The sequence below is a fragment of the Xylophilus sp. PBN-3R genome (assembly GCF_057747805.1).
The window spans coordinates 159,404-172,985 of sequence record NZ_JBYLEE010000002.1; the positions used below are offsets into that span (position 1 = coordinate 159,404).

11 protein-coding genes and 1 pseudogene are annotated in these 13,582 nt (G+C 66.3%); 9 read left to right on the top strand and 3 right to left on the bottom strand.

The annotated features are described in order from the left end of the window. The first annotated feature begins 31 nt into the window (after window positions 1-31). Window positions 32-1,354, top strand: coding sequence for an MFS transporter (locus tag AC3ANW_RS23915; protein ID WP_488345522.1), 1,323 nt, complete (start codon window positions 32-34; stop codon window positions 1,352-1,354). A 19-nt stretch (window positions 1,355-1,373) separates the two neighbouring features. Continuing rightward, complete coding sequence (locus AC3ANW_RS23920) at window positions 1,374-2,333, top strand: SMP-30/gluconolactonase/LRE family protein (protein WP_488345523.1); 960 nt, start codon at window positions 1,374-1,376, stop codon at window positions 2,331-2,333. A gap of 39 nt (window positions 2,334-2,372) precedes the next feature. On the opposite strand, the gene AC3ANW_RS23925 is transcribed toward AC3ANW_RS23920, so the two are convergent. Together AC3ANW_RS23925 and AC3ANW_RS23930 are read right to left on the bottom strand one after the other, a co-directional pair. Continuing rightward, window positions 2,373-3,962 carry a UxaA family hydrolase gene (locus AC3ANW_RS23925; protein WP_488345524.1) on the bottom strand — a complete coding sequence of 530 codons (1,590 nt, stop codon included), beginning with the start codon at window positions 3,960-3,962 and terminating at the stop codon, window positions 2,373-2,375. 38 nt (window positions 3,963-4,000) lie between these two features. Beyond that, window positions 4,001-5,227, bottom strand: a complete 1,227-nt coding sequence (locus AC3ANW_RS23930) for a UxaA family hydrolase (protein ID WP_488345525.1) — start codon at window positions 5,225-5,227, stop codon at window positions 4,001-4,003. Window positions 5,228-5,516: 289 nt separating this feature from the next. Here AC3ANW_RS23930 and AC3ANW_RS23935 point away from each other — a divergent pair, with 289 nt between their 5' ends. The 7 genes and pseudogenes from AC3ANW_RS23935 (at window position 5,517) to larB (ending at window position 12,514) form a co-directional block, all read left to right on the top strand. Then, on the top strand, window positions 5,517-6,623 hold the full coding sequence (locus tag AC3ANW_RS23935) for an Ldh family oxidoreductase (RefSeq protein ID WP_488345526.1): 1,107 nt from the start codon (window positions 5,517-5,519) through the stop codon (window positions 6,621-6,623). 266 nt (window positions 6,624-6,889) lie between these two features. Further along, window positions 6,890-7,192: pseudogene (locus AC3ANW_RS23940) on the top strand (SMP-30/gluconolactonase/LRE family protein); the annotation flags it as partial. A 171-nt stretch (window positions 7,193-7,363) separates the two neighbouring features. Continuing rightward, entirely contained in the window at window positions 7,364-8,689 is a 1,326-nt protein-coding gene (locus tag AC3ANW_RS23945) for a nickel pincer cofactor-dependent isomerase, group 22 (protein WP_488345527.1), read from the top strand. A 36-nt stretch (window positions 8,690-8,725) separates the two neighbouring features. Then, the gene (locus AC3ANW_RS23950) at window positions 8,726-9,682 is read left to right on the top strand and encodes a Bug family tripartite tricarboxylate transporter substrate binding protein (protein WP_488345528.1); all 957 of its coding nucleotides are present in this window, start codon (window positions 8,726-8,728) and stop codon (window positions 9,680-9,682) included. Between the two features lie 74 nt (window positions 9,683-9,756). Then, window positions 9,757-11,010 (top strand): nickel pincer cofactor biosynthesis protein LarC, encoded by a 1,254-nt coding sequence (larC, locus tag AC3ANW_RS23955; protein ID WP_488345529.1) that lies wholly within the window; start codon window positions 9,757-9,759, stop codon window positions 11,008-11,010. After that, entirely contained in the window at window positions 11,007-11,813 is an 807-nt protein-coding gene (gene larE / locus AC3ANW_RS23960) for an ATP-dependent sacrificial sulfur transferase LarE (protein ID WP_488345530.1), read from the top strand. Before larC ends, larE begins: the two co-directional genes overlap by 4 nt. Beyond that, window positions 11,810-12,514, top strand: coding sequence for a nickel pincer cofactor biosynthesis protein LarB (gene larB / locus AC3ANW_RS23965; RefSeq protein WP_488345531.1), 705 nt, complete (start codon window positions 11,810-11,812; stop codon window positions 12,512-12,514). Before larE ends, larB begins: the two co-directional genes overlap by 4 nt. Here larB and AC3ANW_RS23970 read toward each other — a convergent pair. Further along, window positions 12,471-13,433: a LacI family DNA-binding transcriptional regulator gene (locus AC3ANW_RS23970; RefSeq protein WP_488345532.1), complete on the bottom strand. Its 963-nt coding sequence runs from the start codon at window positions 13,431-13,433 to the stop codon at window positions 12,471-12,473. The genes larB and AC3ANW_RS23970 overlap by 44 nt on opposite strands. Window positions 13,434-13,582 lie beyond the last annotated feature (149 nt).

Below are 13,582 nucleotides of genomic sequence, written 5' to 3' on the forward strand. Positions count from 1 at the left end.
GCGCCGTGGCCTCAACCCACTGGAGACAACAATGCACTACATGCCGACTTCCGGCCCAGCCCTGGGAACCTCACGCTGGTTCCACATCGTCCCCGTCGTGTTCCTCATGTACACGATTTCCTATTTCGACCGCACCAACATCGGTCTGGCCTTGCCCCACATGCGGCAGGAATTCGCGCTATCGGGCACCGAGGCCGGCCTGATCGGCGGCGTGTTTTTCTGGGGCTATGTCCTGACCTTCCTGGCGGCAGGTTGGATCGTGCCCCGGCTGGGCGCGCGCTGCACCGTGCTGGTCTGCCTGATCGTCTGGGGCGCGGCCGCCATGGCGACCGGCCTGGCACGCACCTTCTACGAGGTGCTGGCGGTCAGACTCGTTTTCGGCATCGCCGAAGGGCCGGTCTGGACGGCCGCCGCCAGCGTCACAGCGGAATGGTTCACCAGATCCGAACGCGCGCGCGCCTTCGGCTGGTGGAACATCAGCGTGCCGTTGGGCGCGCTGCTCGCAGGGCCCATCTCCGGCATGGTGCTGGCCAGCCATGACTGGCGCTTCATGCTGGTCGCCGAAGGCGCGCCAGCCTGGCTGTGGGCCATGGTCTGGTATTGGCGCATGCCCGCCAGCATCGCCAAGGCCCGCTTCCCGCAGGAAGACGAGAAGCAGGCCCTGAGCCGGGCCCTTGCGCAGGAACAGGCCGAGTTCGGCGCCGCGGCGCCGGTCGCCAAGGCGCGCTTCTCCGCCGTGTTGAAGGTCAAGGCCGTCTGGCTGCTGGCGCTCGGTTTCTCGCTCACCAATATGCTGATTTCCGGCTTCACGCTCTGGCTGCCTTCCTCGATCGCCAGCGCCAGCCAGATGGGCTCGATCAGCGTCGGATTCCTGAGCGCCTTGCCCTGGTGCGGTGCCATCGCCGGCATGCTGGTCGCCACCAGGAGTTCCGATCGCCGCCAGGAGAGGCGCCTGCACGCCGGTATTCCCATGATCATCGCCGGGCTGCTGCTGGCCGTCGGCGCCAACACACCGGCCAAGTCCTTTGCACTGCAGATGGCGCTCTACACGGCGATGGGCTTTTTCCTGCAGATGTTCCTGCCCCTGATCTTCGCCTACGTGACCGAACTGCTGCCCAGCAACCAGGCAATCACCGCCGTGGCTTTCGTCGGTGCCGTGGGCAATTTCGTGGGCGGCTTTTTCGGCTCGACCATCGTGGGCACTCTCAACGGCATGACCCACGACTACGCCACCGCCTACACAGTGCTCGCGGCCTGCGGCGTACTGGGGGGCATCTGCGTGCTGTGCGCCCGCCCGCCCCATCATCCCGGCGGCGACGACGTCGATGCCCGCAGCGCCCTGCACACCGCCTGAGGCATCGGACAATCCGACGATGGACAACTGGCAACCTTCCCTGCGCTTTCCCGAACCGGCCATCGAGATCCTGGATACGGCCTTCCTTCCCTACCGCGTCTTCAACGCCAGCCTGGAGCGGCTGGCGACCGGCATGCGCTGGGGCGAGGGCCCGGTGTGGTTCGGCGATGGCCGCTACCTGCTGTTCTCCGACATTCCCAACAACCGCATCCTGCGCTGGGACGACGTGGAGAACCGGCTCGGTCTGTTTCGCCACCCTTCCAACCAGTCCAACGGCCTGGCACGCGACGGCCAGGGCCGGCTGCTGGCCTGCGAACACCTGGGCCGCCGTGTGACCCGCACCGAGCACGACGGAAGCATCACCGTCCTGGCGGACCGCTTCGAGGGCAAGCGGCTCAACTCCCCCAACGACATCATCTGCGGCCGGGACGGCGCGGTCTGGTTCACCGACCCGCCCTTCGGCCTGATCAACGATTTCGAAGGAGAGCGCGCCGAGCCCGAGCTGCCCGAGGCCGTCTACCGCATCGACCCCGGCACGGGTAAGACCCGCCGGGTGACCACCGACCTCGCCGGCCCCAACGGCCTGTGCTTCAACCCGGACCAATCCGTCCTCTTCGTGATCGAAAGCCGCCGACAACCCGGCCGGGCCATATGGGCCTACGACCTGGGCCCGGAGGGCCGGCTCTCCAACAAGCGCCTGCATGTCGATGCCCAGGGCCCTGGCGCCCTGGACGGCATGTGCTGCGACGAGCACGGAAACCTGTGGTGCGGATGGGGCAGCAACGGCTCAGCCGAGGCCGACCCGGAAGCGCTCGACGGCGTGATGGTGTTCGGCACCAACGGCCAGCGCCTGGCGCACATCCACCTGCCCGAGCGCTGCGCCAATCTCTGCTTTGGCGGTGCCCGGCGCAACCGCCTCTTCATGGCGGCCAGCCATTCCCTCTACGCGCTCTACGTGAACGTGCGCGGCGCGATCTGAAACGGCGCGGGGCTGGCAGGCCCCGCGCACGCAGCCGGCTTACTCCGTCACGCCCAACGGCCAGGGCACGAACTCGTTCTCGCCCACGCCCAGGGCTTCGCTCTTGGTGGGCTCGCCGCTGGCATGGCGCAGGATCTGGTCGAAGATCTTCTGCCCCATCTCGGCCAGGGTCGCCTCGCCGTCGATCACCGGGCCGCAGTTGATGTCCATGTCGGCTTCCATGCGGACATACATAGGCGTGTTGCTGGCCAGCTTCATGGTGGGCGCGGGCACCGAGCCGAAGCAGGAACCCCGGCCGGTGGTGAAACACACCATGTTGGCGCCACCAGCGATCTGCCCGGTCGCCGCCACCGGGTCGTAGCCCGGGGTGTCCATGAAGACCAGGCCATGCTGCTCCACCCGCTCGGCGTACTCGTACACCTCCATCAGCGGCGCATTGCCGCCTTTCTTGGCGCCGCCCAGGGACTTTTCCAGCACGTTGGCCAAGCCGCCGGCGTTGTTGCCAGGGCTGACCTGGCCGTTGATCTGCGTGTCGCGGCCCTCGTTGTACTTGAGCCACCAGTTCATGCGATCCACCAGCTTCCGGCCGACCTCGGGAGTGCGGGCCCGGGCCGTCAACGTTTGCTCCACGCCGAAGATCTCCGAGGTCTCCGAGAGGATGGCGGTGCCGCCGTTGCGCACCAGGATCTCCATCGCCACGCCCAGGGCTGGATTGGCCGACAGGCCGGAGAAGCCATCCGAGCCCCCGCACTGCAGGCCGATCATGATGTGCTCGGCCGAGACCGGCTCGCGCTTCACCGCATCTGCCTGGGCCAGCATGGTGCGGACCTGCTCGATGCCGCGCTCGATGGCCTTGCGAGTACCGCCGGCCTCCCGCACCACCAGGGTCTGCACCATGGGGCCGGCCTGCAGTCCCTGCAGGGCCATCAGCTCGTCCATGGGGTTGTCGTCGTCGGCCGCGAATGAGATCAGCAAGGCACCAGCCGTGTTGGGATGCGCGATGGTGCCGCCCAGTGTCCGGCGCAGCATGTCCATCGGCTCGCCGCTCAGTTCCATGCTGGCGCCCAGCTCATGCACGAAGGGCACCACGCCGTCGATGCGGGGGAAGTCGGCCAGCAGTTCTTCGTCGAAGGCTTCGGCGATCTTGCGGGCGACGGTCGCAGCCCTATGGCTGAGCGCGAACACGCCTAGGTAGTTGCGCGTGGCGACCCGGCCATCGGCCCGGCGTATGCCCAGGAAGCGGGCGCGCGCGGCCGGCGCGATCAGGTCGGTCTGCACATAGTCCAGGCCGTGGCGGTAGTCCTTGACCACGTCGTCGAACACGATGTTATGGCTGTGCACCCAAGTGCCGGGCGCGATGTCCTCGCTGGCGAAACCGATGACGGTGTTGTATTTGAGGACGGGCGCGCCCTTGGCGATTGGGCGGGCGGCCATCTTGTGGCCCGAGGGGATGTCCTGCAGGGCCGTGACGCCCTCGTCCGGGGCGGTAGCGCCCGGCGCGACGGCGATGCGGGCAACAACGACGTTGTCCTTGGGGTCCAGCCGGATGAAAGGGTTGCGCAGAACGGCTTCGGATGGCTTGACGGTGGAGGCCAGGACCGGGGTGATGGGGGCGACGGTGGTGCTCATGGATCTTGTCGGATGATCGTTGGAAGGGCGATGCGGCTTCAGGCCAGCACACCCACGGGCCAGGGCACGAACTCGTTCTCGCCTACGCCCAGTTCCTCGGCCTTGGTCGGCTCGCCGGAGGCATGGGCCAGCAGGCTGTCGAAAATGCGGCGTCCCATGGCCTGCACGGCGTCGACGCCCTGCACGGCCGGGCCGCAGTCGATATCCAGGTCGTCCTCCATCTCGGCATAGACCGCGCTGTCGGCGGCCAGTTTCAGCGTGGGGACGGCCGGTGCGCCGAAAGCGCTGCCGCTGGCGGTCAGCACGCAGACCAGGTTCGCGCCGGCGGCCACCTGGCCGGTGGCGGACACCGCCTCATAGCGCGGCGAATCCATGAACACCAGGCCCGGAACCTTGACTTCGTGGGCATAGCCATAAAGCGCAGTCAGCGGGCTGCGGCCGGTCATGGGGAGCGCGGCGGCCTCGTCGGCCTGGGCCTGGGTCTGCCGGGGCTGCGTGGAGGCATCCAGCCGGGTGCTCCGGGTGTCGCGGCCCCGTGTGTAGTCCTTCCACCAGACGATGCGCTGCTCCATCTGGTCGCGCAGTGCCGGCTCGGTCGCCCGCGCGACCAGGCCCGGCGCGGCCTGGGCCGTGCCCGACACGATGGCCGTGCCCCCTGCGGCCACCAGCAGGTCCACCGCCGCGCCGAGCGCGGCCTGGGCCGGGTGGTCCGGCTCCACGTCGCCGGCCTGCAGGCCGATGGCCAAATGCGCGGCGGAAGCCGTCTCGCGGCGGCAGGCATTGGCCTGAGGCAGCATGGACTGGATGGCTTCGATGCCCAGTTCGATCGCCTTGGCGGTGCCGCCCACTTCCTGCAGCACGATGGCGTGCAGCGTGGGGCCGGGCTCCAGCGCTTCCTGCTGCAGGAAGGCGCGGATGTTGTTGCGGTCGCAGCCCAGGGCCAGCACCACCGCGCCAGACAGATTGGGATTGCGGATGCTGCCGCCGAGGGTGCGGCGCAGCAGGTCCATGGGCTCGCCGGACTTCTCCATGCCGCAGCCCAGTTCGTGAACGAAGGGCAGCACGCCGTCGACGTGGGGAAAGTCTTTCATGCGCTTGGCCGTGAAATGGTCCGCAACCTTGCGGGCGGCCGTGGCGGCGCAGTTGCCGACAATGAAGACCCCCAGATAGTTGCGGGTTCCGACGCGACCGTCGGCGCGCACATAACCCTGGAAGGTGGAGGAAGCGTCGACCGTGGACGCGGTTGGCGTGGTGGTGGGGCTCATCGGATGGCGGCGGTCTCGGTTTGTCTGTCGTTGCGGGCCTCGCCGGCCCTGCAGGCATGTTCGCCCCGAAAGCCGCCCCTTGGCACCCGTAGTAGCGCGGCATTCCGCCGGATTCATCCAGTATCTGGAACAAACCAGCGATACCCGCTGCCGCTGGGTCCGGTTTTCGGCGACCGCGATTCCATTTGGCGGGACAAAGCCGGGAAGGGAGCCAGGACGGCACGGATGCCGATGACCCCGCCGCATGTCCAATGCAGGACCGCCCCCTGTCCGCATCCAAGTTGCCGCCATGTCCACACCCGCTGCAAATACCACCCTGTACCCGCTCGAAGCAACGCACCAGCAGATCGTGACCCTGTTCGTCAGGAGCGGTCTGCCCGCCGACAAGGCCGACGATGTCGTGCGTTCGCTACTCGACGCGGACATGATGGGCCACGCCACCCATGGCCTGGCCCTGGCCCCCTGGTACTTGAAGATGCTGGCGGAAGGCCAAATGCGCGGCGAAGGAGAACCCGAGACCGTGGCCGACCATGGCGCCTGCGTGGCCTGGAAGGGACATTCGCTGCCCGGCGCCTGGCTGCTCTCACGCGCCATCACGCTGGCGCTGGAGCGGGTGGCGGTACATGGCGTCTTCACCCTGACCATCGCCGGCAGCCACCATATCGGCGCCCTGGCCACCTACCTGCCCCGCATCACGGAGCGCGGGCTCATGCCCATCCTGACCTGCTCCGGCCCGTCGGCCGCGGGTGTGGCGCCCTACGGCGGCACCCGAGCCGTGTTCACGCCCAACCCTTTGGCCGCCGGCATTCCGACGGCCGATGACCCGGTGCTTCTAGATATCAGCGCCTCCATCACCACCCTCAACCGCGCCCGTCAACTCGCCCAGCAGGGCCGGCGCTTCCCCGCCCCTTGGGTGATGGATGCGCAGGGGCATCCTAGTGACGACCCGACTGTGGCGGTAGCGGGCGACGGTTCGCTGCTGCCGGTCGGCGGCTTGGACCATGGCCATAAGGGTTACGGACTGGCACTGCTGGTTGAGGCCCTGACGCAGGGTCTCTCCGGCCTGGGCCGACGGGACCGCCCCACGGCGCCGCTGATGAATGTTTTCCTGCAGGTGATCGACCCCGCCTTCTTTAGTGGCCGGGAGGCGTTTGTCGATGAAAGCACCTGGCTGGCGCAGACATGTCGGGCCAATCCGCCACGCCCTGGTGTTGCACAGGTGCGGGTTCCCGGAGAACAGGCCATGGTGCGCAAGCGCCACGCGCAGGTCCACGGCGTTCCACTGGATGAAAACATCGTCGCTGCGCTCAAACCGCTGTTGGCAGAGCACGGGCTTTCGCTGCCGGACACGCCGTCGAAGGCCGAAGAAACCTGCCGCGGCAGGCGTAATCCCTGATACGCCGTAGTTCCACCCTTTGGAATGCGGAGCAGCTTGCGCACCTGTCTTCAGAACAGACAAGCCATCCGCGCATCTGCATCGGAGCTCCTGTATTAACAACCAAGAGGAGACACCATGCAACACCAGGAACTCAGCCGGCGCGGCTTCATCGGCGGCACCGTGGGCGCAGCTTTGACCGGGCTGGGCGGCGCGGCCGCAGCGCAATCCTTCGACTTCGCGCCGCAAGCGGTATCCGGATCCGACGGTCATGATCCTGCCCCTGCTCCATCGACGGCCTCCGTGTGCACAAGGACGGCAACCTGTGGTGCGGCTGGGGCTATAACGGCGCGCTGGCCAGCGGACCAACGGACATCGGCGGGGGCATGAATGCCTACCCGACGCGGGGGAAGTCTGAAGAACTCGACTGCGTGAAGATCTTCAATCCACAGGGCAAGCCCATCGGCTTCATCCGCTTGCCCGCGCGCTGCGCCAATCTGGCCTTTGGCGACCCCAAAGGCAATCGCCTCTACATGGCCAGCTGCCATTCGCTCTACGCGCTCTACGTCGAAACCGAACGCGCGGTGTAAGGCGCTTGCGGCGCGGCTCGCAAATTCCAGATGTTGGGACGGGTCGCGCTTTCACGTGCCTGCACTTAGGGCCAACACGAGCGAGCCGCTCGTAGGATTCGTCCATCCATTTCCATAATCCTACGGGCACTGTTTTTTAAACAAGGCGTGGCCCACTGCATTTTTGGCCTCATGACGCACCCGCGATATGTCAACCTGCTGAACGACACACCCTTGCCGCGCATGGCATTGGTGCGCCAGATTTTCGAGGCCAGTGAAATTCAGGATATTCGCACCGGCATTGCCGAGGCGCTTATCAAAAATCCGGATTGCGCCGACCAAATAAAGCCCGGTATGCGTATAGCACTGACGGTGGGAAGCAGGGGCATGGCCAGTCTGCCGGAATTGGTGTGCGCCATCGTCGCTGAGATCAAAAACCGTGGCGCACATCCTTTCATCGTTCCGGCCATGGGCAGTCATGGCGAGGCATCGGCAGCGGGGCAGGTGAAAGTGCTGGCCAAACTCGGCGTAACCGAAGCATCCGCAGGCTGCGAGATTCTGTCGTCCATGGATACTGTGGCCTTGGGCGAATTACCCAATGGCATGCCCGTAAAAATCGACCGGCACGCGTACGAGGCCGACGGCATCGTGCTGTTCAACCGCATCAAGCCGCACACCAGCTTCCGCGCCCCCAACGAGAGCGGCCTCATCAAGATGCTGTCCATCGGTCTGGGCAAACAGTCGGGCGCAGAGAGCTGTCATGCCTGGGGCGTGGACTGGCTGGCGCGCCTGATCGACCAGATGGCGCGGGTCAAGCTCGAAAAATCGAAGGTTCTCTTTGGCATCGGCACCATTGAGAATGCCTACGACCGGTTGGCCAAGATCGTGGTGTTGCCGGTGCCGGGCATGGTCGAAGCCGAACAGCCCTATCTGCAAGAGGCCATGCGCAACCTGCCCCGCCTGCCCTTGGGACCCATGTCTGAGCCACTGGCATCCGGGCCACTCGATGTGCTGGTGGTGGATTATGTTGGCAAAGAATTTGCCGGTACGGGCATGGATCCCAATATCACAGGGCGGGCATCCAGCAACGCATTAACGGGTGGCCCTGACATTTCGCGAATCGCGGCACTGGAAGTCAGCGAGAAAAGCAACGGGAACGCCAATGGCGTGGCCCGGGCCGATGTCATAACCGATAGGCTATTTGCAAAATTCAACCGTGAGGCCGTTTATGCCAACTGCCTCACCTCCAATATGCTCAGCTCAGGCGCATTGCCCATGGCCATGCCTACCGATCGGCATGCCATTCAAGCCGCCGTAAAAACCTGCGGCGCGCAGGATCCGGCGCGAATTTCCATGATCCGTATCCCCAATACGCTGCATCTGGAATATATACAGGTATCCGAATCGATTCTGGATACCGTCGCCGCGCGAAAAGGAATTCAAGTGCTAACCGAGCCACAAGAACTCGCCTTCAATTCCGAAGGCAATCTGGACAAGGATTTCTGGCTCGGGCATTGAATCGAGAAACCCCACCCATTATTCACAGAGACAAATATGAAGAAAATCATGACCACCGCCATTGCCAGCCTGGTATTGGCCCTCCCCGCATTCGCACAGAACTACCCGAACAAGGCGATCCGCATCGTCGTGCCCTTTTCCGCCGGTGGCAGCACCGACGTGATGGCACGCGCCATCGGTCAGGCGTTGAGCATCAGCCTGAAGCAGCCAGTCGTCATCGACAACAAGCTGGGCGCCGGTGGCGTCATCGGCTCGCAAGAAGTGGCGCGCGCTCCGGCCGACGGCTACACCCTGCTGCTCGCCACCAGCTCCACCCATGGCGTGAACCCCTGGCTCTACCCCAAGCTGCCTTATGACGTGTTGAAGGATTTCAGCGCGGTCTCCATCCTCGCGACGACCGACTACGCGCTGGGCGTGGGCGCCAATGTGCCCGCCAACAATCTGGCCGAACTCATCAAGCTGGGCAAGACCAGCAACGTGACCTACGGCTCCTCCGGCAACGGCACGACCGGCCACCTCTCGGGTGCACTGCTCGCGGCGTACGCCAAAGCCCCGCTCACCCACGTGCCCTACAAGGGCGGCGCACAGGCGCTCAACGACGTGATGGCCAACCAGATCACCTTGGTGGTGGACAACACCAGTTCGCTGACCGGCCAGGCCGCCGCGGGCAAGATCAAGTTGCTGGCCACCACCGGCGCCGAGCGCTCGCGGATCGCGCCCAACGTGCCCACCATGGTCGAGTCCGGCATGCCCAACTTCAAGGTCATCGGCTGGTGGGCCCTGCTCGCACCGGCCCACACGCCCAAGCCCATCGTCGACCTGCTGAACAAGGAAGTGCAGAAGGCCACGCATTCGGCCGAGCTGCGGCCGCGTTTCGCCGACCTGGGCAACGAGCCGACCGACTTCTCGGCCGACCAGGCTCAGGACTTCGTGAAGACCGAGCTGATCAAGTTCAAGCAGTTCGTCGAGGTTTCCGGCGTCCGAGTCGAATAAGCAGGCCTGCCATCTGAACCTTCCATAGGGCCATTGCGAACGCGCAGTGGCCCTGCTGTGCTTTGGGATCGCATATGAAAGACATCCACATCCACCTGGACCTGGTCGGCGGAATCGCCGGCGACATGTTCGTCGCCGCCCTGCTCGACGCACAGCCCGCGCTGCACGAGCGGGTCTTCCAGGATCTGCGGGCGATCCGGCCCGCGCACTGCGAGTTGCCGGAGCTGACCGCCGGCCTCAGCGGCGGCATCGGCGCCCAGCGGTTTGGTGTTCCCCCGATCGCTGGGGCGAAGCCAGCGCACCACCACCACCACCACCACGATCACGATCACGATCACGATCATGTGCATAGCCATGGCACCTCGTTCGCCTCCCTGAAAGCCCTGCTGACCCGCGTCGCCCTGCAGCCCGGCACGGCCGAGGCCGCGCTGGGCATCCTGGGGCAGCTGGCCGATGCGGAAAGCCGGGTGCACCGGGTCGGCATCGACGAGGTGCACTTCCACGAGGTCGGCGATTGGGATTCGCTCATGGACGTGGTTGCCGCTGGCAGCATCATCGCGGCGCTGCCGGATGCAAGCTGGAGCGTCTCGCCGATCCCGCAAGGCCATGGCCTGGTGCATACCCAGCACGGGCTGCTGCCGGTGCCTGCGCCCGCCACCGCGCTGCTGCTGGTGGATTTCGAATTCCGCCAGGACGGCGTGGGCGGTGAACGCATCACACCAACCGGTGCCGCCATCCTGGCCTACCTCACGTCCCGCATGCGCAAACCGACGCGAAGCTTGCTGGTCGGGGTCGGTTGCGGCGCGGGCACCCGGGACATGCCCGGCATGCCGAACATCCTGCGCGCCATGGTCTTCACCGTGCTGGCCCAGGCCGACGCCACCGCGCCTCGCACGGACGAGGTGCTGTCCCTGGTCTTCGACGTGGACGACATGAGTGGCGAGGAAATCGGCGTTGCAGCGGAGAAGCTGCGCGCCCATCCCGACGTAATCGACCTGACACTGGGAACCCGGCAGGGCAAGAAAGGCCGGCCTGTCACGGACTTCCATCTGCTGGTGCAGCCGCATGCCTTCGATGAGGTCAGCCAACTCTGCTTCCACGAAACCGCCACCCTGGGACTGCGGTGGCGGCGGGAGGACCGACTCTGCCTTTCCCGGCAGGCCGACGAATCATCCTGGTCGGGCCAGACCCTGCGCCGCAAAACCGCACTGCGGCCGGACGGAAACCGCACCGTCAAGACAGAGAACGACGACCTGTCGGCCTTCGATGGTCTGGCCGCCCGCCGGGCCGCCAAGGCCGGTACCGAATCGGAAGGAGCCACGGCATGAGCGCCCCGGCCATCGCCGCCCGATTGCAGGCCGTTCTGGCGGCCCATCCACGCCTGGCCATCGCCGTCAGCGGCGGTGTGGACAGCATGCTGCTGGCCTATTGCGCGCATCAGGCACAGCAGGCTTCGGGCGGATCCGTCTCGATGTTCCATGCCGTCTCGCCCGCCGTGCCCGGCGCGGCAACCGCCCGGGTGCAGGAACACGCGACACGCTTCGGCTGGTCGCTGCACCTCATCGATGCCGAGGAACTGGGCAACCCGCGATACGTCGCCAATCCGGTCAACCGCTGCTACTACTGCAAGAGCAATCTCTACAACCGTATCCGCTCGGCCACTGACCTACCCATCGCCTCGGGCACTAACCTCGATGACCTGGGCGATTTCCGGCCCGGCCTGACCGCTGCCGCCGAAGCCGGCGTGTTCCACCCGTACGTCGAAGCGCGCGTGACCAAAGCGGAGATCTACAAGCTGGCCGCCGCCCATGGCCTGGAGGGCATCGCGACGCTGCCGGCCCAGCCCTGCCTGTCGAGCCGGGTCGAAACCGGAGTGCCGGTGGACGCGGCGACACTGCGCTTCATCGAAGACATCGAGACCGCCCTGCCCGCCCTGCTGCCCGGTCAGGACGCACTGCGCTGCCGCGTGACCGCTCGCGGCGTGGCGGTGGAATGCGCCAGCCTGCCCGACGGCGCCGGTCGTGCCCAGGTGGAAACCTGGCTGAGCGCGCGATGCACCGAGGCCGGCCGGGCTTTCATCGGCCTGCGCCCCTACCGCCGCGGCTCGGCTTTTCTCCGCGTGGCCGCATGACGGACTTCCTGATCGACTGGCAGCGCCAGCAGCGCACCGGGCTGGCCGAAGCCGTGCTGTGCGAACACAAGTCGGCTGCGCAAATCACGGCGATCCTGCGTTCGGCCGAAGGGCGCCCGTTGCTGCTGACGCGGCTGGCGCCGGACAAGTTCGGGCAACTGCCCGTAGCACTCGCATCCGGCCTAGATTACGACCCGTTGTCGGGCACCGCCATGTCTGGCGCGCCAGCCCGTCAGCCCATACCAGTCTGCATCGTCTGCGCCGGCACGTCGGACATGCCCGTGGCCCGGGAGGCCATGCGCACCCTGCATTTCTCCGGGCACGAACCGGCCCTGGTCTGCGACGTCGGGGTGGCGGGATTGTGGCGTTTGCTAGAACGCATCGACTTCATCGGCTCCTTCCCGATCGTGATCGCCATCGCGGGCATGGAGGGCGCGCTGTTCAGTGTGCTGGGCGGCCTGGTGCGCTCCACCATCATCGCGGTGCCGACCTCGGTGGGCTATGGCGTGGGCGCCGGCGGCCGGGCAGCACTGGACAGCGCGCTGACCAGCTGTTCGCCGGGCCTGGTGGTGGTGAACATCGACAACGGCTTCGGTGCGGCCTGCGCGGCCATGAAGATGCTCACACCCTGGCCTGACAGCGCCGGAGCGAGCACGATCAACCAGGCGGCGCTGCCGTACTGTGGCGCTCCACCAGGCTGAAGCCGACGGAGGTGCGGATGTCGACACTGCTGGAGGCAATGCGCCCGATGAGGTATTCGGCCGCGCGCAGCCCGACCTCGGCCACCGGCAACCGCACTGTGGTCAGCGGCGGCGTTAGGTGGGCCGCGAATTCACTGTCGCTGATGCCGGTGATGGAAACATCTCGCGGTACCTCAAGGCCCTGTTCCTGCGCCGCTACCAAGGCACCAAAGGCAATCGTGTCGGTGCCGCAAATCACCGCCGTCGGCCGGCTCGACTTGGGCGCGGCCAGCATCTCGCGCATGGCCCGCTGGCCGTCGGCAATCTTGTGCGTGCGCTCTAGCAGCATCTCCTGCCGCAGCTTGAAACCGCGCGTGGCCAGCGCCGCCTTCACGCCCAACACCCGGCCGGCGGCCCGGTCGCTATTGATGGAGAGTTGGGAGATTACTCCGAACTTGCGATGGCCCAGGTCCAGCAGATAGTTGGCCAAAGTCCGGCCGATGGCTTCGTTGTCGAAACCGACGCTCGGATGCGCGCTGTCCAGCACCCAGGTGTTGACGTAAGGTACGCCCTTCGCGCGCAGCAGTGCGTAGGCATCCGGCGAACGTTTGGAACCAACCAGCATCACACCTGCGATGCCCTGCGCGCACATGGCGCGCAGCTGGCGCAACTCTTCCTCAGGGTCGTAGCCGGAGCTGGCCAGCAGCAAGGTATAGCCCTCGGCTTTGAGCCTCTGCTGCAATGCGGCGATGGCCACTGCGAACGGCGTTTCCTCCAACGTCGGCACGACGGCGCCGATGGTCATGAACCGCTGCGATGCCAGTGCCTTGGCAGCCGCGTGCGGCGTGAATGCCAACCGAGCCGCGGCGTCCTCGACCTTCTGGCGGAGTTCGGGCGCGACGGTCAAGAAGCCGTTCAGCACCCGCGAGACAGTGGCCACGGAAACTCCCGCGGTGGCCGCGACATCGCGCACCGTCGCATTCCCTGTGCGGACCCGGGGGATGCGGCTGCGGGGCCGGGGTCCGCTTTCCGGGCTGGGCTGGTCGACGGTCATCCGACGATTGTGCCAGCGCGCCACAGCAGTGCCCC

Coding starts and splice junctions, on each gene's coding strand:
- AC3ANW_RS23915 (WP_488345522.1), top strand. CDS start 32: ATGCACTACATGCCGACTTCCGGCCCAGCCCTGGGAACCTCACGCTGG.
- AC3ANW_RS23920 (WP_488345523.1), top strand. CDS start 1,374: ATGGACAACTGGCAACCTTCCCTGCGCTTTCCCGAACCGGCCATCGAG.
- AC3ANW_RS23925 (WP_488345524.1), bottom strand. CDS start 3,962: ATGAGCACCACCGTCGCCCCCATCACCCCGGTCCTGGCCTCCACCGTC.
- AC3ANW_RS23930 (WP_488345525.1), bottom strand. CDS start 5,227: ATGAGCCCCACCACCACGCCAACCGCGTCCACGGTCGACGCTTCCTCC.
- AC3ANW_RS23935 (WP_488345526.1), top strand. CDS start 5,517: ATGTCCACACCCGCTGCAAATACCACCCTGTACCCGCTCGAAGCAACG.
- AC3ANW_RS23945 (WP_488345527.1), top strand. CDS start 7,364: ATGACGCACCCGCGATATGTCAACCTGCTGAACGACACACCCTTGCCG.
- AC3ANW_RS23950 (WP_488345528.1), top strand. CDS start 8,726: ATGAAGAAAATCATGACCACCGCCATTGCCAGCCTGGTATTGGCCCTC.
- larC (WP_488345529.1), top strand. CDS start 9,757: ATGAAAGACATCCACATCCACCTGGACCTGGTCGGCGGAATCGCCGGC.
- larE (WP_488345530.1), top strand. CDS start 11,007: ATGAGCGCCCCGGCCATCGCCGCCCGATTGCAGGCCGTTCTGGCGGCC.
- larB (WP_488345531.1), top strand. CDS start 11,810: ATGACGGACTTCCTGATCGACTGGCAGCGCCAGCAGCGCACCGGGCTG.